Source organism: Rhodococcus sp. WB9 (genome assembly GCF_007558985.1).
Classification (GTDB): domain Bacteria; phylum Actinomycetota; class Actinomycetes; order Mycobacteriales; family Mycobacteriaceae; genus Rhodococcus_F; species Rhodococcus_F opacus.
Genome location: NZ_CP041769.1, coordinates 3,705,079 through 3,724,321, shown reverse-complemented (window position 1 = coordinate 3,724,321; position 19,243 = coordinate 3,705,079). Strand labels below are relative to the sequence as shown.

Annotated in this window: 12 protein-coding genes and 4 pseudogenes; 5 read left to right on the top strand and 11 right to left on the bottom strand. The window is 66.8% G+C overall.

Annotation, left to right across the window (positions count from 1 at the left end; translation table 11 throughout):
- Nucleotides 1-90: 90 nt before the first annotated feature.
- The 3 genes and pseudogenes from FND50_RS17235 to FND50_RS17225 form a co-directional block, all read right to left on the bottom strand.
- Nucleotides 91-894, bottom strand: a pseudogene (locus tag FND50_RS17235) (GvpL/GvpF family gas vesicle protein).
- Entirely contained in the window at nucleotides 891-1,256 is a 366-nt protein-coding gene (gvpJ, locus tag FND50_RS17230; protein WP_144286474.1) for a gas vesicle protein GvpJ, read from the bottom strand. Before gvpJ ends, FND50_RS17235 begins: the two are co-directional and overlap by 4 nt.
- A gap of 294 nt (nucleotides 1,257-1,550) precedes the next feature.
- Complete coding sequence (locus tag FND50_RS17225; protein WP_260851008.1) at nucleotides 1,551-1,922, bottom strand: SRPBCC family protein; 372 nt, start codon at nucleotides 1,920-1,922, stop codon at nucleotides 1,551-1,553.
- Between the two features lie 252 nt (nucleotides 1,923-2,174).
- Between FND50_RS17225 and FND50_RS17220 the strand changes: the two genes are divergently transcribed.
- Nucleotides 2,175-3,449: a serine/threonine-protein kinase gene (locus FND50_RS17220; protein ID WP_144286473.1), complete on the top strand. Its 1,275-nt coding sequence runs from the start codon at nucleotides 2,175-2,177 to the stop codon at nucleotides 3,447-3,449.
- 472 nt (nucleotides 3,450-3,921) lie between these two features.
- On the opposite strand, the gene FND50_RS17215 is transcribed toward FND50_RS17220, so the two are convergent.
- The 3 genes from FND50_RS17215 to FND50_RS17205 form a co-directional block, all read right to left on the bottom strand.
- Nucleotides 3,922-4,209, bottom strand: coding sequence for a hypothetical protein (locus tag FND50_RS17215; RefSeq protein ID WP_144286472.1), 288 nt, complete (start codon nucleotides 4,207-4,209; stop codon nucleotides 3,922-3,924).
- Nucleotides 4,210-4,958: 749 nt separating this feature from the next.
- Nucleotides 4,959-5,594 (bottom strand): TetR/AcrR family transcriptional regulator, encoded by a 636-nt coding sequence (locus FND50_RS17210; protein WP_144286471.1) that lies wholly within the window; start codon nucleotides 5,592-5,594, stop codon nucleotides 4,959-4,961.
- Nucleotides 5,595-5,633: 39 nt separating this feature from the next.
- Complete coding sequence (locus FND50_RS17205) at nucleotides 5,634-5,918, bottom strand: hypothetical protein (protein ID WP_144286470.1); 285 nt, start codon at nucleotides 5,916-5,918, stop codon at nucleotides 5,634-5,636.
- 401 nt (nucleotides 5,919-6,319) lie between these two features.
- Here FND50_RS17205 and FND50_RS37785 point away from each other — a divergent pair, with 401 nt between their 5' ends.
- Complete coding sequence (locus FND50_RS37785; RefSeq protein ID WP_186301303.1) at nucleotides 6,320-6,931, top strand: TetR family transcriptional regulator; 612 nt, start codon at nucleotides 6,320-6,322, stop codon at nucleotides 6,929-6,931.
- Between the two features lie 133 nt (nucleotides 6,932-7,064).
- On the opposite strand, the gene FND50_RS17190 is transcribed toward FND50_RS37785, so the two are convergent.
- Nucleotides 7,065-7,379 carry a hypothetical protein gene (locus FND50_RS17190; RefSeq protein ID WP_144286469.1) on the bottom strand — a complete coding sequence of 105 codons (315 nt, stop codon included), beginning with the start codon at nucleotides 7,377-7,379 and terminating at the stop codon, nucleotides 7,065-7,067.
- A 1,730-nt stretch (nucleotides 7,380-9,109) separates the two neighbouring features.
- Between FND50_RS17190 and FND50_RS17180 the strand changes: the two genes are divergently transcribed.
- The 3 genes from FND50_RS17180 to FND50_RS17170 all read left to right on the top strand — a co-directional run bounded on the left by FND50_RS17180 (nucleotide 9,110) and on the right by FND50_RS17170 (nucleotide 11,059).
- The gene (locus tag FND50_RS17180) at nucleotides 9,110-9,487 is read left to right on the top strand and encodes a hypothetical protein (RefSeq protein ID WP_144286468.1); all 378 of its coding nucleotides are present in this window, start codon (nucleotides 9,110-9,112) and stop codon (nucleotides 9,485-9,487) included.
- A 13-nt stretch (nucleotides 9,488-9,500) separates the two neighbouring features.
- On the top strand, nucleotides 9,501-10,040 hold the full coding sequence (locus FND50_RS17175) for a hypothetical protein (RefSeq protein ID WP_144286467.1): 540 nt from the start codon (nucleotides 9,501-9,503) through the stop codon (nucleotides 10,038-10,040).
- Between the two features lie 344 nt (nucleotides 10,041-10,384).
- A complete protein-coding gene (locus tag FND50_RS17170) occupies nucleotides 10,385-11,059 on the top strand; it encodes a response regulator transcription factor (protein WP_144286466.1) in 675 nt (224 codons plus the stop codon).
- Here the strand turns inward: FND50_RS17170 and FND50_RS17165 are convergent.
- From FND50_RS17165 to FND50_RS17150, 4 genes and pseudogenes are all read right to left on the bottom strand, one after another.
- Nucleotides 11,035-12,452, bottom strand: a pseudogene (locus tag FND50_RS17165) (sensor histidine kinase). The gene FND50_RS17170 and the pseudogene FND50_RS17165 overlap by 25 nt on opposite strands.
- A gap of 40 nt (nucleotides 12,453-12,492) precedes the next feature.
- Nucleotides 12,493-16,913 (bottom strand): annotated as a pseudogene (locus FND50_RS17160) (amino acid adenylation domain-containing protein).
- Nucleotides 16,910-17,556: pseudogene (locus FND50_RS17155) on the bottom strand (HemK2/MTQ2 family protein methyltransferase). The pseudogenes FND50_RS17160 and FND50_RS17155 overlap by 4 nt, the downstream one beginning before the upstream one ends.
- 285 nt (nucleotides 17,557-17,841) lie before the next feature.
- A complete protein-coding gene (locus FND50_RS17150; RefSeq protein WP_260851007.1) occupies nucleotides 17,842-18,762 on the bottom strand; it encodes a phosphatase PAP2 family protein in 921 nt (306 codons plus the stop codon).
- Nucleotides 18,763-19,243: the final 481 nt, after the last annotated feature.

Below are 19,243 nucleotides of genomic sequence, written 5' to 3'. Positions count from 1 at the left end.
AGAGTGATCGGTCTCGGAAATTCCCGGCCGCAGCATGGACAAAGGAGGTGAACACAGACTCTTCGAATCCTGCAGGCCGGAGATCTTTCGTCAGTCCTCCGGCTTTGGTCTCACCACAAAGTCGTAGGGGCCATGGGGCCGAGGATGCGCATGGTGCCCCGGTTCTCCCGACGCGCGGCCAGGTCTCCGACCGTCTGCTCGAGTTCGTCTTGCCGGTCGACCTCGAGGAGAATCGCGATCTGGACGGCATCCTCGTCGTGTGTGGGTTCGCGGACGGTGACGGTGTCGGTCAGCGGTGACAACGCCTCGAGAGTGATACGGGTGTCCGTCTCCCGCTTGTCCTCGAGGCTGTGGCCGATGAGCTCGCCCAGAGCAATCCGGGCATCGCGGGTGCGCTCCTCGGGCTGGCCCCGGAACGACTCGGGCAGTGCGGACGCCTTCGGACTCTCGTCGGCGATCTCCCGCACGATGCTCTCCTCGACGTAGCGGCCCTTGATCATGTACTGGGCGAAGCCCTCGAGTTCGCCGAGTGCGGAGGCGAACTCGTCGTGATGTTCGGCGAGCAGTTCGTTGACAACGGCGTCGCGGTCGGACACGACGGCACCGAACCGCAGCGGCAGCACCGGGGCGACGTGTGAGGTGCCATCGAGGATGCGGGCGTGGGCCTGCAGGTCCGCGGGGGTGCCGAGCCCGTCGTCCGGGTCGATCTCGCTGACCAACGCCGCGATATCACCATGGGTGACGATCCCGATCGGGGCGTCGTGGATGCCGGTGGCGTCCGCTTCCGGTTGCACGTCCGCGGGCACGATGGCGTACACGTAGATCACGGCTGCCGCAGCCCCCCTCGTCGATGTCGGTGACCTCGGTGTCGTGGGTATCGTCGGTGGAGGTCATTTCCGCCTCCGACGCGGTGCCGGTTCGCGTTCGCTCGCGGATCCGCCGAGCAGCTCACCGAGCGTCTCCCCCACGCCCTCGAGGACGCCCTTGGTCTTGGACTTCGTGCTGCCGCTGCCCTTGACGTCGGACACGAGGTCGGACAGGCCCTTCGGTTCGCTGCCGATAGCCAGCCGATTCGCCGCCTCGGCGAACCGCAGGTAGGTATCCACGCTGGCGACCACGATGCGGGCGTCGATGGTGAGCAGTTCGATACCGACCAGCGAGACCCGCACGTACGCGTCGATGACCAGGCCCTTGTCCAAGATGGTGTCGATGACGTCCGCCAAGCTGCTCGAACTCGGACCGCCCGCTGTGGTCATCGCATCGCTCCTCGCTCCCCGCCACCACCCGCCCCGGAACTTGTCGTGTGCGGTCCGCTCGGCGCCCCGGCCGGGGCTCGCCCCGCGCGGGCCATACCCCGAAAACGGATGCCCGCGCGCGAACTACCGGACTACCCGCAACGGCCGCAGTTCAATCCGCCAAAACCGCCGGAGGCTAGGCGATTCGGCCCGCACGAAAACGGTCCGACCCCACCCGACACTGCTAGCCGCTATCGATGACCGCCCCGCCGGACGGGGCGTGGCGGTTGCAGGGAGCAACTCTTGCGGGTGTTTTCAGGGGGCGGGGCGGTCGACGTCGCCGCGCCAGCCGCCGGTTTCGCTGCCACGCTCTTCGATGAAATGCTTGAACTTCTTCATGTCGGCCTTGACTCGGTGGTTGAGAACGCCGAGCTTGTCGGCGACGTTCTCGACGAACCCGTCCGGGTCGATGTCCATATGCGCGGTCACCCGGGTGTGAGCGTCGTCGAGACGGTGGAAGGTGATCACCCCGGCATGATCGGGGCCGGCATCCGAATGCCATGCCACCCGCTCGTCCGGATGCTGTTCGGTGATGGTGGCATCGAACTCACGGGTCTGCCCCGCGATATCGAGAACCCAATGCGTGTGGGTGTCGTCGAGCTGACGGATCTCCCGCACCCCCTCCATGAACTTCGGAAACGTCTCGAACTGCGTCCACTAGTCGTAGGCGACCCGGACCGGAACATCGACATCGACTTCTTCGGTGATTGTGCTCATGCCCCCTCGCGTACCCGCCTCTCACCCATCCCACACGGAAGAGCACTCGGTGGCCCTGGGTGCCCACCGCGGCGCCCGCAGCGTGTGGCGTGGCCAACGGGCGATTGCCGGTAGGTGGCGCCGCGGTTACCGGGCGGTGGCCGCGCCCATTAGCGTGAACGTATGCCCAAGTCGGTGGTTCTCACAGGTAGGTATGAGCTGCGTGAGGTGCTGGGCCGGGGCGGAATGGCCGACGTGTACGACGGGTGGGATCAACGCCTGGCCCGGGCGGTCGCGGTGAAGGTGCTGCGCCCGGAGATGGCCTCGGAACCGCAGACCCGGCGGCGTTTCGAGTCCGAGGCGCGCCTCGCCGCGACGCTGAACCACCCGAACGTCGTCGCCGTCCACGACAGCGGCGACGACCACGGTACCCCCTACATCGTGATGGAACGCCTGCCCGGACGGACCCTGCTCGACGACCTCCTCGCCGGGCCACTCCCCGCACCGCGAGCCCGGACCATCCTCACCCAAACCCTCGACGCGCTCGGTGCCGCACACGCGGCGGGAATCCTGCACCGGGACATCAAACCGGGCAACATCCTGTTCGACGCCGACGGCACCGTGAAGGTCACCGACTTCGGCATCGCCAAGCGAGCCGACACCGACCACACCACCGTCGGAGAGGTCCTCGGCACCGTCGCCTACCTGAGCCCGGACCGAATCACAGGAAAACCTGCCTCGGTAACCGACGACCTCTACGCCGTCGGTGTCGTCGGCTACGAAGCCCTCGCCGGTCACCGCCCTTACACCGGGGACACGATCCTCTCGCTGGCCCACGCGATCGTTCACGGGCACCACGAGCCGCTCACCGCGGGATGCCCCGACCTCGACCCGACGCTGATCGCGGTGATCGAGCGCGCCCTCAGCCGCCACCCCCAGCAGCGGTTCGCCACCGCCGCCCAGATGCGCAACGCCCTCGCGAATCCACGCAGGATGCCGCCACCCCCGACCCGGGTGGTCACCTCCATCCCAGCCGCCGCTGTTCCCCTCGGTCCACCCGCACAGCCGCGCCGGTCACCCGGTGCCGGGGTGATCATCGGCGCGGTCGCGGCGGTACTGGTGACCATCGCACTGCTGGCACTGGCCTTCGCGTCGCAGGACGAGGGCAGCACCATAGGGTCGACCTCGGTGCCCCCGCCGACCGCTCCCATCCCGAGCAGCTACCTCACCCCGGCACCGGCGCCGCCGGCCACCATGATCAGCTCCGAACCGATCGCCCCGGCACCCGAGATTGTCGCGCCGGACGACACCGCACCGGGCGCAGGCGTGGACACCGGCGGCGGGAACGGCAACCAGGGCGGCGGCAACCAAGGCAGCGGCCAGGGCGGTCCAGGCAACGGAGGCAACGGCAACGGGGGCAACGGCGGTGGCGGCCGCGGCAACGGCGGCGGGAACTGAGCCGACCGCCCGCAATGCTCGCCGACCTCATGAGGAAGGGAAACGCCGCTCCCCGGCGGGACGTCAGAACGGTCGATCACAGAATCCGAACGGCATCCACACGCTCACAGGCGATCCCCTCACGGTCGTCGCGCTGACCTATCCTCACCGTCCGTCGACATCAACCATCCACCCAAAGGTTCGGGCACACCGCGCTTCCACCATCGAGGAGCACAAAAGCGGTTCCTCGATTGTCATCGATTTCCTACATCGAGCGGCACGCCCCACCCGGGCCCGGACGCACTCGGCGGGTGTCACCAGTGGCCGAGATTGCCTTGCCAGAGTGCCACGAGGATGTACAGCGCAACAGCCAGTGGATAGTACAGATTGGTCATCGACGATCACCTTCACGCGGGGCCTCTCGACATCGGCTTGCCCCACCCGGATCGGGTACCCGCATCGATGCCGCGGTACGCCTGCCACGCCGCTCACCTCACGGGTGAATCCCGCCGCCGCGGGGCACGAGTTCGAACCACGCGCTCGCTCCGCCGCGCAGATGCGGATCCGGGTAGCACAGGGCGAGGCCTTGCGCATCGAACGCGGTGAACCACTCCTCCCAGGAGATGTGCTCGAGCTCGCCGGGGCGAACCGCGGCAAAGTCGATGTGCAAGGCGGCTGCGGTGGCGGTGGTCGTCGCCGTTCGTGCCGGTACGCCGTGATGCGCCTGAATCCAACCGCGGATCTCGTCGTGATCGGTGGTGATGTGCCGGTGTGAGGTCATGTCGGATCGGTCCTGGTTGGGGGCACCCGTACGCGGGTGTTGTTTCGGATTGGCTCGGGTTACCCGCGCCAGCGCGACTTGAACCCCACCTGCGAGCCGCAAGCCGACGCCCGATTTCCGCATCAACAGGCCCCAGGCACACCGATCCGCGGTGTGACGCTCGGCGGTCTCACGCTGTCCCTTCTCCGGTCCCTTCCGGCTCCTACGCGTGCGTTCGAGATGCAGCCGATAGCGCCTACTCTCAAACCGCTGCACAGTGGCGGCGACGGTCAATCCGTCAGCCGCTGTCTGGCGAACAGCGTGGGCGGGCATGCGCCTCGAAACCGCCGTCGATGTCTACCCGCGCGGGCGACCGATACCATCGCCCGCGACGACCGAGGGCCCCTCCGCCACAAGGAATATCGCCACGAAGATATCGGCAGCAGAAACTTCGCTGAAACCGCAGAGTCAGCAAGAATCCCATCATGGGTTGGACACATAGTGCGACCGATTCGGGGTACTCCACCCGCACGCTGCCCACGGCTCGACGGCTGTCCGCGGGCGGCGAGACCCTCTGTCGACTCCCCCTTTCGACCGAGGGCCGTCACCCGCCGCGCGTGGACCGAGGACGAACGATCGCGCTCACCCCCTCGGGCCTCGCGCGGCCCCGCGCGAGAAGTCACTCACACACCCCCCGGCTTTTCCTCTCATGCCCGCTGCGGTGTGACCCGATGCGTCAACCGCGCGCAGGGACGGAACGTCCGCGACAGTCAGCGAGCTTTGCTGGTGAGGATCTGTACGAGGTCGTCGAGGGCGATCAGGGCGGCGTCGCTGTCCCGGTCGACGAGCCAACGCAGCACCAATCCGTTCATGCACGCGAGCGTGAACCGGGCGACCTGCTCGACCGGGGTGCTCCAGGCGACGTCGGCGCGGGTCGCGCACAGGGTGAGGAACGCGACGGTTTCGGCGTCCATTGCGGAGTACTGCCGCTCGGCGATCGCCCCCGCCGCCAGGTTGCCGGCGCTGCGGCGGCGCAGCGCGTGGGCGGTCAGCTCATAGGTCAGCAACTGGTGGTGGGGGGTGGCTTCGACGATCGGCCATAGACCGCGGATTCCGGCGCGCAGCAGATCCTCGAGGGCCGGGATCCCGGTCAGCCCGGCAGGTTCGGCGTACTGGCCGAATGCCAACCGCATCCCCTCGTTGACCTGCAAGATCTGAGTCTCACCCAGTTCGGTGAGGAGGGTGTCCTTGTCGTGGAAGTGGTAGTGCACGATTCCGAGGGACACCCCGGCGGCGGCCGCGAGGGGGCGCATGGTCAGCGCATCGACGCCCTGCTCGGCCGCGATCATCAGCGCCGCCTCCAGAAGTTGGGCGCGGCGCTCATCGGCGGGCAGCTTCTTCGCCATCAATCGAGCGTAAGCGTCCGGCGGTCGGGGCCGGGGGCTTTATCCCACGACGATCAGCACCCCGACGGCCGCAACCGCGACCACGGAGGCGAGGATGCAGATCGTCCACGCCCGTGTCGCGACCCGGTGCCAGTCCCGGTCGCGGCGCACCTCCCGCGCGGTGAGGACCGGTGATGCCGAGGGTGAGACCGCAGCAGCGACCCGGTCAGGTCCCCGTTCGCGAGAGCGTCCGGACGCCGCATCGGCGGTCACCGCCGCGGCGAGCGACACCGCGATCACGCACAACGTGACCATCAGGACCTCGACCATCCAGAACACATTCATACCGGCAACTCGAACTTCCTTGTTCCGCGGGTCTCCCCGCTCGGCGATGGGCGACCTCTCGGTCCCGCCCGGTCGTGTATCGCCTGTAGGGCTCATCGTGTTGCACCGATCGGCCCATAAGCTTTCTTCATTATTTTGATCAGTCGTCCAATTCCATTTTGACCACTCGTCCAATTCGACGCGGTTGCGGCGCCATTCCGATGGCGCCGCAGGAAATTGCGTGAGGAACCTGGTGGTGACTTCCGTAGCGTTGTTCGTGGATAACACCATGCGCCGCGACATGAAATAATTCAAGCGGGCCGCACCGATTTTCTTATGATTCTTCCCGCGAGGGCAGAGGACACTATGCGAAAGCGAGGTCCGTCACGCAACGACGGGCCAAACTGACCCGCACCACCATCTTGGCGCGGGCGGCGGAGCAATTCGATCGGCACGGGTATACCCACGCCGCCCTGCACGAGATCACCGGAGTTTCGCACGCCGCCAAGGGCGGCCTCTACTTCCACTTCCGGTCCGAACGGGACCTCGCCCGGCAGGTGAGCCACGTCGGTCTGACCCGGTTCGACGACGGCTGCACCGAGCGGGCGGCACACCGAGCAGCGCGCTCGAAGCGCTCATCGAACTGTCCTACCGCGCTCGTCGACCACGGCCACGACGACCCGTTGATCTGCGCCGCGCTCCGCCTGGTCCTCGACCTCGGGACCACCCCACCGCCGCACGGCCCGCCCTGTTCGCTACCTGGACCGCATGCTGCCGGGGCCAGTCGGCCCGCGTCGCCGCCGAAGGCGACTTTCGGCCCGGCACCGACCCCGGCACCCTCGCCGCGGCCGTCGTCACCACCGCATTCGGCTCTCGCGTGCTCGCCAGGAACCCCGACGCGGTCGCCGACCTCCCACACCGATGAGCCAGGCCGGCAGTTGTTGCTCCCGGCTGTCACCGAACCCGCCGCCCTGGAGTACTTTTGCCAGTTCGCGCTCCGGCGAGAACCACACCGGACCGCACCCCGGCCGTAGACTTCGCGGGCGGGGGGACGCGTGGGTCAGCGCCGCTCGGGAACCGAATGTTACTGAGCTGTTGCCGTTTTCAATTGACGTCGGCGAACGGGTCTGCTCGCACGCCAACGAAGACCGGGCCGCTGGGGCCTGGTCACGACACGCTCACGCTCCCGGTGAAGAAGAACGGAGCCGTACCGCCGAAGCAGAAGACGGTGGCGTTACCCTTCGCGAAACCGCTGAGCTTGCCGGCCATCCCGGGACCGAACGCACCGGTCTTGAAATTGAACGCCGAGTCGAATCCGAAGCAGGTCCAACTCTCCCCCGCCGGGACCGTGACCGTAACCTCACCGGTCGCACCGGCAGTCAGCGCCGGCACCGCCGTTGCGGTACCACCGGCCACGAAGAGCGTCGCCGGGGCGATCACCGCCGACGCCACAGCCGCACGCACTGCCATCTTCCTCGTCATGGCTCATTCACCTCATTCGAGAATCCCCGACTACGGACCCACGTGTTTCATGGGGGCCTCTGCGGATTTCCCTGAAATGCACCGACTCAAACAGATAACCCTGTCACCGATCTGAACATTCAATCATTTGGTCGACTGTTCAAAATAATTCCTCGAGGAATCCCCGAAAATGTGAAACATTCGGGCTTCCCCGACGGATAGACCCAATAGGCGGGGGATGGAAAAGAAACACAATTTCGACGGAAAGGTGACCCGCTATGGGCTCGGCAGGAATCGACTTCAGTTTGGCTTTCGACGCGTTCCTCAAGTTCCTGAGCGTCGCGCTCGGGATCGATCTGGGTGTCGGCTGACCAGGACGTATCCACCACGAGTTTCGGCGCTCCGGGTGATCTCCCGGAGCGCCGAACCATGTCCCACAGCCTCCACCACTTCCGCGGCTGTGCGCCGCACCCGGGACGCCGGGCGAGCGGGGCGAGGAACTCCTCGCCCGAGCGGCGGCGGCCGCCCCGATACCGGGTGCGTCCTGGACGCAGATCGCCGACCGGTTCGGGATACCCGATACCTGCACCACACCGCCGCTGCGACTGCTCCGAGCTGCACTGGCAGGACGCGATCGTCGATCACGAAAACACCCGATCGCAGCGCAATCACACCACCGGCCCGGCCCCCCAACTCACATTCAGAAGCCTACTTCGCTGCAGGCGACCGCACCTGAGCTGCGGAGGCAGCGGGCATGCGTACCGCGAACCTTCGTCGATTCGCGACCTGACGCGAAACCAGTGCGGCACCGTTGCTCATCCGGAACACCCGGTGCAGGACACCCTGGGGCATCCGTACCGTATGCCCGCCGAACTAGGAATGCGCAGCGTGGCGCTCGAGGTGGACGACCTCCGGGCGGCCTCCACCGAGTGGCCGCAGACGGCAACGGCCCGGTCGGCGGGATCGGTCAGTACGAGGACATCTGATGGATGGCCTACGTGCGCGGACCCGAAGGGATCATCGTGTCGACAGCCGAGCGAATAGGCCGACGCCACCGTCAACCGCAAGACCCGTCTGCTCATGCGGGTGCTTACCGAGGCGGCCTCCGGACTGCCGGTTCTCCCTTGGCAGGCGTCCCGAATGCCGAACACTGACCGGCATCGTCCCGGAAGGGACATTCGCCGGCATCGGTCTGAGCTGGCGGATCGCCATTTGACCCGTCCGGTGAAGATCGCCGACTGGTGCGTTGAACGGTGCGCTGAGGTCGGTTGCCTCTCGGCCGACGAGTCTCGGAATCCGCTGGCAACTCGCGGATTGCGTGCGCAGCTCATCGAATCCACCAGTTACCAGTTAATTCTGCGCGACCCCCAAAGGCCACTGCCCAACGCGATGACCACCTGAGATTGGTCAATATGTCGATCTGTAATCCGTGCATGGTCTCGGCGGAGTAGGTGTCGATCCCGACGTTGTCAGTGTCGGTGCTGGCAGACGATTACCGTCGCGGCTGACCGCTTACCGAGCTACGGCACGGTGGTGTCGGCGGCGGGGTCCGCCGGTCGGTGGCGCAAGTCGACGTCAGGCACTGCTTTCAGCATTTCTTCAGCGGCAGGCGCGAACCATGGCGCTCATGTCGGTCGGGTATCGGGGAGCATTTCCCTCGCGAGACGGTCGCGGCCCGTGGCGTGCTCTGCCAGCTTGTTCTCAGCCGACAGCCAGGGCGCTGCCGAGACACCGAAAGTAGGTTGACCACTATGGCGAAAAAGATCGTCCAGTTCGGCATTCCGCTTCTGCTTTCTGCCGGCCTGCTTGCAGGATGCAGCTCCAACGACAGTGGCACCGGGTCGTCGCCGAGTCCGACGGGGTCGGTGGTTGCGACTTCCACCATGACCCCAGGCGGCAGTGCCGCGGGAGTGGCTCAGGTCGACCCGAACACGGCGAGCCAGAGTCAGATTCAGGCGGCGTTCGAGGCAGCTGGCGTCAGCAACGCGGGTAAGTGGGCGAAGGAGGTCACGGAGTACGGCCCCTACAGTCCCGACACGATGTCCGACACCCTGGCGAAGGAATTGGGCAAATACGGAATCGATCAACAGACGCTGGACACGATATTGAGTGTTCTGGCCCCACAGTAGGAGATGAGCGGGCATGGACGATGAGGTGGTTGCCCCGGACCGCGGAGGCGCACGTCCAACACGGCTTGTCGCGCGGTTCCAGGCGGCACTGCTCGCGCTGTCTCTGCTTTCATCCGCATTCGTCGCGGTTGAGCTGGCATCGTTGCGGCACTGGAAGAGTTCCGAGCAGATCGTGCCGTGGATTGTGCTGGGTGTGCTTGTCTGCTCGGCGTTGATCGTCGTGTTCAACCGTTCACGGATCGCCATCGTGCAGGCCCGGATCATCGCTCTGTGCGCCGCTCCGGCGGCTCTGTTCGGGGTGTATGAGCACGTGAGCGCGAACCTCGACACCGGGGTCCTCAACCACAAGTACGCATGGGCGGAGCTGCCTGGCTGGCAACATCTGTGGCTGGCATCGACCGGCGCTGTCGGTGGTACCCCGGCAACCGCGCCGCTGGTGCTTGCGCTGGCGGGGGTACTGCTGGGTTTGGCGACTGTCGGGATGGCACCGGACACTGCCCGGGACGACTTCGCCCGGGACACGGGGGTCGATGTAGCCCGGGTGCGGACATGAGCAGACCGGTGCGACGGCGCTGGAAAACCAGGTGATGGTGGTGCCCCAGGGTCGATTGAAGTGCGAACGGTACGGGAGTCCTCCGCATTACGCCGTCGATGAACTGTCGATCACCAAGGCGCACCGGGCTCCCTTGCGACGCCGAGGCACTCACCGCAACACCGGCAATCTTGGAGGCCTCCGGCACTCCGACCTTCGCACGGGAGCGTCATCCTTCCGGTGCTGGTCCGGAAATGTGCAGGTGCAGCACCTTCGACCGGTCCGGGTCCGGTAGGGCGGTAACCGCGCTGCCGGTCGTACCGTTGGGGTCCACTGATTGCGGAATGTTGTTGGAGGAGGCGGCGGTGCGGGTGTTGTTGGTCGAGGACGAAACGCGCCTGGCCGAGACGGTGCGGCGCGGCTTGACGGCTGACGGGTGCACCGTGCAGGTCGAACACGATGGCGTCGCCGGGCTGGCGGCCGCGGCTAGTGGCGGCTTCGATGTGGTGGTTCTCGACATCATGTTGCCCGGCAAACACGGGTACGACGTGGTCCGGGAGATGCGGCAGCAGCAGGTGTGGACGCCGGTGTTGATGCTCTCGGCCAAGGACGGCGAATACGACCTCGCCGATGCGTTCGACCTCGGTGCCGACGACTATCTGGTCAAACCGTTCTCGTTCGTGGTGCTGGTGGCCCGGTTGCGGGCGCTGGTGCGACGTGGGGCTCCGCCGCGGCCCCCGGTTCTCAGTGCTGCGGGGCTGGAGTTGGACCCGGCCATGCGGCGGGTCACCCGCGGAGGCACCCGCCTCCAGCTCACGCCCCGTGAGTACAGCGTGCTCGAATACCTGATGCGTCACGCCGGATCGGTCGTCACCAAACACGACATTCTGCAATCTGTTTGGGATGTCAATTACGAGGGCGACGACAACATCGTGGAGGTCTACATCGGCTACCTTCGACGCAAAATCGACGCCCCGTTCGGCACGACGAGCATCGACACCGTCCGCGGCGTGGGCTATTCGATGCCGTCGGAGACATAGGGGTCGTCGCCGATCGGGAGCGTGACCACGAAGTGCGCACCCTCATCGTCATGATCGCGGATGTCGATCGACCCGTGATGAGCGGCAACGATCTCGGCGGCGATGGCGAGACCGAGCCCGGAACCACCGAATTCGCGGGTTCGGGGAGTGTCGAGGCGGACGAATCGCTCGAAGATCCGGGCCCGGTCCGCCGGAGCGATGCCCGGCCCGTCGTCGGCCACCGCGATGACGGCGTTTCCCTCGCATCTGCTGCAGGCGAGGTTGATTCGGGTGTGTGCGTGGCGGACGGCGTTGTCGACGAGGTTGCGGACCAGCCGGGCCAACTGCTGCGGATCCCCGGCCACCCGGGCAGGGTTGACGGTGGCTGAGACCGCTATGCCGGGAAGGCCCCGGAGGCGGGCGCGTTCGGCGAGGATCAGATCGTCGATATCGACGTCGACGCGCAGGTGGGTCAGTGAGTCTTCGTCGGCACGCGCGAGCAGGAGAAGATCTTCGACCAACGCATGCATTCGTCGGGCTTCGGGAAGCAACGACTCGTCGACCAGGGCCGTGTCGATCAATTCGGGACGGGATTGTGCGAGTTCGAGTGCGGCGGTGATGGTCGCCAGCGGGCTGCGCAGTTCGTGCGAGGCGTCGCTGACGAAACGCCGCTGGGCCAGATGCCCGGCCTCGAGCCGGGCGAGCATGCTGTTCATGGTGACCGCGAGATCGGCAATTTCGTCTCGGGCCGCCGGCACGGGAACCCGCTCGTCGAGTTGATCGGTCGATATCGCCGCCACCCGGGCGCGGATCCTCTCCACCGGGCGCAGGGCCGCGCCGATGAGCCGGTAGGTGGCGACGGCGACGAAGCCGAGGACGACCGGCGCACCGATCGCGAGCAGCGCCGCGACAGTGGCCAGGACACCTTCAACCGGTTCGCGGTCGGCTCCGGTGACCACGGTGACCGGCCCTCGAGGGACATGGTGCCGTGGGCGGCCACCCAGTAGTCGCGTTCGTGCCCGAAGTGGAGGTTTCCGAGGTAGGCGGACTCGCCGGGTGGCAGCGGGGCGGCGAGGACCGGTGACGACGGAATCCCGGCCGAGGTGGCGAGCACGTTTCCGGCGCTGTCGAGGATTTGGACGGCCCCGATCTGGCCGTCGGTGGCGAGTAGCGATGCGTCGAGTTCCTGCGGCGGCTGAGTGCGCAATTGCTCGGTGATCTGGTGGGACCGTGAGTCTGCGGCGGCTCGGGCGGAGTGTTCGAGATTGCGGTACAGCACGAACAGGAGTGCACCGCCGGCGAGGAGCAGGCACACCGTGACGGCGAGGACCGCGGCCGCGGCGGATCGCACACGCACATTCCAGTTTCCGGGGTTCAGGCTGCGGCGGTCCATGGTGTTCAGTCTGACCGACACCGCATCCGCCGCCCTGGTGTCGGTGTCGGTGTGCCCAACCTCATGCGGCGGCCTCGGCGAGGATGGCCTGGAGCGCAGTCTGGAATCCGGCGATGGTGTCGGGGTCGAACAGGTCGGCCGCGTACACCAGTTCACAGTCGATACCGGCCGGGTCACCATCGGCATTGTGGTGGTCGGTGAAGTGGAAGTGCAGATCGCATTTGGCGATATCCAGTGGTTGCGGTGCGATCTCGAACTCCAGTCCCTCGCTGTCGAGGGTGGCGGCGGTGAAATTGTTCAGCGACAACGCGACCTGGAAGAACGGGTGCAGCGACGGCGACCGGCGCGGGTCGAGCACGTCGACGAGGTGCTCGAACTGGACGTCGGCGTGCGCGAACGCATTCAGCTCAGTCGCGCGGGACTGGTCGAGAAGCTCAGCAACGGTCGTGCCCGGGTCGACCGTCGAGCGGAGAACGACTGTGTTGACGAACATGCCGACGACCTCGTCGAGGTCGGGATGGGTCCGGCCGGCCGTCGGTATGCCGATCGCGATCGTGCGCTGGGAGGACAGGCGTGCGAGGAGCAGTACCAGCGCTGAATGCAGCACGGTGAACATGGTCGCCCGCCGCGCGTGGGCGACATGCAACAGTGCTCGGTGCGTTTGTTCGTCGATCGCAAAGCTCAGCCGGCCGGCCGCATACGTCCACCGTTGTGGACGGGGTCGGTCCGCCGGCAGCGTCAGTTCCCCGGGCAACCCAGCCAGTTCGGCTCTCCAGAACTCGATCTGACGAGCCGTGAGGCTGCCGGGATCAGCGTCGTCGCGGAGAAGGTCGTGCCGCCAGAGACTGTAGTGCGGGTACTGCGCCGGCAGCGGCGCCCACCTCGGCGCAGTGCCCGCAGCACGGGACGCATACGCAGTCAACAGGTCGCGGGCGAGGACTGCCAGCGACCACCCGTCCGCGGAGATGTGGTGGATCACGCACGCGAGCAGGTGCTCCTCGGGCCCGGTGGCGAACAGTGTGGCCCGCAACGGCGGTTCGGTACGAACGTCGAAGCCGCGGTGCAGCAGCCAACGGATGTGTTGCGCAAGTTCGGATGCGGTGACGTGTACCGGAGTGAGGTCGGGGACGGCATCGGTGACGTCGATGAACCGCTGGCAGGGGCCGTCCGCCGAATCGGGATACACCGTGCGCAGAGGGAGATGCCGGTCGAGCACGTCGGTGGTGGCATCGCGCAGCGCCTCGATGTCGAGGACACCGCGGATCGTGACGGTGAACGGGAGGTTGTACAGGGCTGGGCGGGTTGCGGTGCGGTCGAGGAATTGCTGCGCTGGGGCCAGTGGGACCCTTTGGGGCAGCGGTTGTGTTGCGAACGCGCGCAGCGAGGATAGTTCACCGGACTCCGGGTGTTCCTCGGCGAGAAGCTGGGCGAGGGCGGCGACGGTGGGGAACTCGAACAGATCGCGCACCCCCAACTGGGTGCCGAAATCGGCGTTGAGCGCCGCGATCACCCGGGTGGCGGAGAGCGAATCCCCACCGAGGTCGAAGAACGACGATTCCGCGTCCACCACGTCGGTGCACAGTACCCGGGCGAGCACCCCGGCCACCGAGTGTTCATCGGGTGTGCCCGGCGGTCGCGCCGAAGAGGCGACGGAGCCGAAATCCGGGGTCGGTAAAGCGGCCCGGTCCAGCTTCTTCGTCGGCGTCAGTGGGACGTCGTCCAGGACGGTGATCACCGCGGGCACCATGTAGTCCGGCAGCAGCTGGGCTACCGCTGCCCGCAGCATCGCCGGAGTCACCTCCGACGACGTCCGCAACAGCACATACGACACCAGCAGCGCATCCCCCGCCCTGTTATGGACCACGGTCGTCGCGAACTCCACATCCGGGTGGCCACGCAGGGCGGTGTCGATCTCGCCGAGTTCGATCCGGAACCCGCGGACTTTGACCTGGTCGTCGCTGCGGCCAACGTACTCGAGTGTCGCCTCGGGTGTCCATCGGACCAGGTCGCCCGTGCGGAACAGGCGCGAGCCGGGTTTGCCGAACGGATTGGCGACGAACCGGCCGGCGGTCATCCCCTCGGTGCGCGTAACCACGGGCCAACCCGGGGGTGCCGAGATACAGTTCGCCGACCGCGCCGGAGGGAAGCGGCCGCAGGCGCCGGTCCAGCACCACCGCGTCGACGCCGCGCATCAGTGCACCGATCGTCACCGGCCGATCCGGGGCCATCGGGGAGCTGAGTGTGACACTGCACGTGGTTTCGGTCGGGCCGTAAGCATTGCGCATCGTCCGGTGGTGCGCCCAGCGCGTCACCAGTTCCGGTGGGCACGCCTCACCGCCGACCAGGACGAGTTCCACGTCGTCGAGGCCGTCAGGGTTCACCGTCGCCAGCGCCGACGGGGTCGACAGCACGTGGGTGACGTGTTCGTCGCGCAGGAGATCGGCCAGTTCGTGGCCGCCGACGACGTCCGGTGGGGTCACCACCAAGGTGGCGCCGGCCAGGGCGGCGGCGAGGACTTCGACCAGTGCTGTATCGAAGCTCGGGGAAGCGAAATGCAGGATCCGCGAGGTGGCGGAGAGCGCGTAGTTGTCACGGATTTCCTGCGCGAGATTGGCCAGGCCGTCGTGGGTGACGACGACACCCTTGGGTGCGCCGGTCGACCCGGACGTGTAGATCACATACGCGGCGTTTTCCCGACGCACCGGGCGCAGCGGGCGCGGTGGCGGCACGTCGAGGGTATCGAGGTCGACGGTGAGCCATCGCACCGTGTCCGGCAGCTGGCCCCGAGTGGCGGAGGAGGTCAGGCCTGCAACAGGTGTGCAGTCGTCGAGCATGTACTGGATGCGTGCGCGCGGATGCGTCGGGTCGATGGGCACGTAGGCGGCGCCGGTGGCGGCGACCGCCCACACGGCGACCACGGATTCGTACGAGCGGGGTACGGCGACCGCCACGAGGTCTTCCGGACCGATGCCGGCGCCCAGCAGCGTGCCGGCCAACGCGGCCGAATGGCGGCCGAGATCCCGGTAGGAGAAGGATCGTCCGCGGTCGCGGACCGCGATTCGCTCACCGGATGCACCGGTAGCGGCGGCGAGTAACTGGGTGAGGGTTGCCGGTTCGACATCGGCCGGGCCGCGCGCCGGTGTCAGGACCTCGCGTTCCCCGGGCAGAAACAACTCCAGGTCGGCGACGGCGCAGTCCTCACCGATGACTGTCACGAACGTCTGCAGGAAATGGGTAAACCGGCGGTGGTGGCTGCTCAGTTCCCTCTCGCCGTAGAGGGCGGGGTTGGCTTCGAAGTCGATCCGCGGCATCAGATCCGTGGAGCCCGGGTAGATGTTCACTGCCAGATCCGCGGTCGGACCGGTCGTGAGAACATGAACACGACCGGTGACCGCACCGAGGCTGATGTCCGGTTCGAACAGCATCAAATTCAGCACGGGGCCGAACGAGGCGAGCTCACCAGTGGCCGTGCCGCGCTCACGACCGATGTCTTCACGCCGATACCGCTGGTGGCGTAACGCCGCGATCAGTGCCGCCCGGGCGATTCCGATCGATTCCTCGACGGTCGTGGCCCCGATCCCCGGCAGCGCCAGGGCACCACATTCGAGACCGAGCCCGCCGCCGCCCGCAACGATCCGGTGGTGCGGGCCGTCACCGGAAGAGACACCATGACGTCGTCGACGTCAGTCATCCGTGCCAAATAGACGGCGAAGGCCGCCACGAGGACAGCGGTGCGATCGAGGACGGACCGGTCCCCGGCATCGGCATGGAAGACAACGTCATGGGGTCGCCGGTGACCCGGACAGCCGGCCGAGGCGCAGCGCTCCGCCCGGCAAGACTGACCACCGGTGGCAGATCAGGGGCGAGCCCGGCCCAGTACTCACGATCGGCATCGAACCGCCCCGACGATCGATAGTCCCGATCCGCTCGGCTCAACTGCTCGGGCCCCACCACCCGGTGCGGACCCGGCTCGCCGCCGCCGAGAGCCGCGACGTACCACTGCGCGGTCCGTTGCATCAGCAGCATCGCCGCATATCCATCCAATGCGAGGTGGTGGGCACGCGCATACCAGAACACACGATCGTCACCGACCCGCAGAACACGCGAGAAGACCAGCGAGTCATCGCCCATCGCGAGTGGGACCGTGCAGTCACGTCGCATCCACTCCCGCGCGAACTCGGCCGGGTCGCGTTCGGCGCGGAAGTCCAAAACCAGGACTTGACCTGCCGATCGAATCCTCTCACGTTGATACGGGTGTCCGTCGACGTCGACCAGCACGACCTCCGCGCCCAGTTCGTCCATCGCCCGCGTGTGCGCCTCGCACAGCTTCTCCACCTCAATGGGCCCGCTCAGATCCACGTACTGGGCGATGACGTAGGGCACCTCGGGGGTCAGCTGCTGCGCAAGCCAGATCGCCTGCTGCGCCGCGGTCAATGGCACCAACCGGCCGAACGACTTGGAATGCGTCAGCTGGGTGCTCATTTGACCGCCCGGAACACCACGAGCTCCTCGGTGCACTGCTGTGGCCCGATCAAACCGCGATCAACGAGAAGATCCCGTCGTGCTTGCAGCACCGGACCGAACGGGACGCGGACGCGGCGTGCTTCCTCAACGTGTAAGCCGCTTTCCCCAGCATCACTCGCGTCTTCTCCGTGCCGCTCAGCGTCGATTGCACGAGAATCAACCGGCCCCCCGTCGTCAAGGAGATCCGGGGCATCGCCGCAAATCCGGTCCAACAACGCCCGCCCCTCGTGCCCGGCGTCCCAACACCGCGCACGACCCTCGCCGGCAGCCCATCGTGCTCGGCAGGAACATACGGTGGGTTCGCTACGATCAAGTCGAACCGCCGGTGACGTACTCGTGACACCAGATCACCGCGAACAACCCGCACACGGTGCCCGTGAACCGCCGCATTGAGCCAGGTACTGACCAACGCCCGACGCGAAACGTCGACCGCGGTCACGCTGCGCGCACCGGACCGAGTCGCCCACACGCTGACCACCCCAGCACCCGCACACAAATCCAGAATCCGCGTACCCGCGTCCACCTGCTCGTCGCCGAGCGAATCCACAAGCAGCCGCGAATCATGCTGAGGCCGATACACACCCGGAAAACGAAAGATCACCAACGCCCCACTTCCTCCCAGCCTCCCGTCAGCGCAGCGATCCAACTCTGATCGAAGTGCGCGTTCAGCTCACAGCTCGGATCACCATGCCGAAGCAATGTCGTGCATGGCGCGCGGGACGAAACCGCTGTCGCTGTTCGGTTGTTGATGGTCACTTTGCCAGATCGTCACACATGCAAGCTGAAAGAACGCTGAAAGTGCGTCCACCGCACATGGGCGCAGGCCGCCGGGTATGTGCCCGCCAGGTTCGGGCCACGTCCGGCAACGCGACCCCCAGTGTCACATTCATCCTGCGCGTCCCGCCGTCGTCTTGTTGGTGCGGTCAGGGTGCGCGGCGTTCTCATTCGGGGTCGTCGACTGCCAGCCGTGGGTGCGGGTGCGGTCCATCCAGGCCGTGTAGAGCGCACCGCCGATCACGGCGGCGAGGCCGCCGAGGAGCACGCCGCCGATCACGTCGGTGAGCCAGTGCTCGCCGAGGTACAGGCGGGTTGCAGAGACCACGACCGTCACCGCCGCGGCCACTATCAGCAGCAGGGCTCGACGGATCGGCGGCAGTGTGTACCCGACCATGACGGCGACCGTGGTGAACAACGCCATCGCCCCGGTCGCATGACCGGACGGGAAGGAGTGGTCCGTCTCGAGCAGCACCTGCGTCACGATCGGTGGGCGAGTCCGCCCGACAACGTATTTCGTCATGGTGGAGGCCAGGGCCGCGCCGCTGACGGTCCCGATGAGGACCAGCGCGGGGATCGGTGAGCGGGTCCGGCGGGCCAGCACCGCCCCGAACACGACCGCGAGGACAATGGTGCCCGCCGGTCCGCCGGCATCGGTGACCGCGATAGCCGGGCCGGTCACCGAGTTCGACCTGTGCTCGGCGAACCAGCCCAGGACCGCCGGGTCTGCACTAATCAACCAGGCCCCCACTCTGACCTGGTAGGCCAGCGCGACCAGCGCCGCCGCCAATCCGGCACATTGCAGACCGACCAGCGCAGATCCGGTCGCACACCGCTCACCTGACCAACTCCGCCACATCGACGCTCCGAGGAACATCGCCACACCCCCGATCAGGACGGCCAGGGCGAGCGTCGCGGCACCGTTCTGTTGTAGTTCGGCAACCGTGTCGTGGGCCCGCCCGACCAGGTTCGTATGGACCGGTGCGCCGAGCACCGACGCCAATGACACCGGGACTTGTCCTGCATCTCTCACGGCCGCAGTATCGGCGCCGGTAGCTGAGGAGCCGCTGAGAACGCGACCGCGATCACACCCGATGCCGCTGAACAGGAATTTCCACCCCCGACCTGTCTCGATGCGGCGACTCGCGCGGTAACCTGAATTACCGACGGGTCTTCCAGTCTCCATCGCCAATCACCAGCAAAGTCTCAACGAGCCGAGACGCCGCGGCGTCCAGCGGACTGCGGAGGCCTAGGTGCCGGGCCCGCCAACGCACACATCGATGATCAACCGCTGATATCCATCGCAGGACTCCTTGTAGCTCAACGCAGCCGGAACAAGAACGGCCATGATTGAACCCAGTTCTTTGCCAGTCGGGGAAATCTACCTCCGACGGGATAGAGGTGGTGTGGCACGGGTTCGAACAGCACGCGTGCGCCTTCGCGACCGGACTCGAGGTGATACGACGCCAGAAATACGGCGTGATCGAACGAGTCGCTGCGGAAATCGGGTTGCA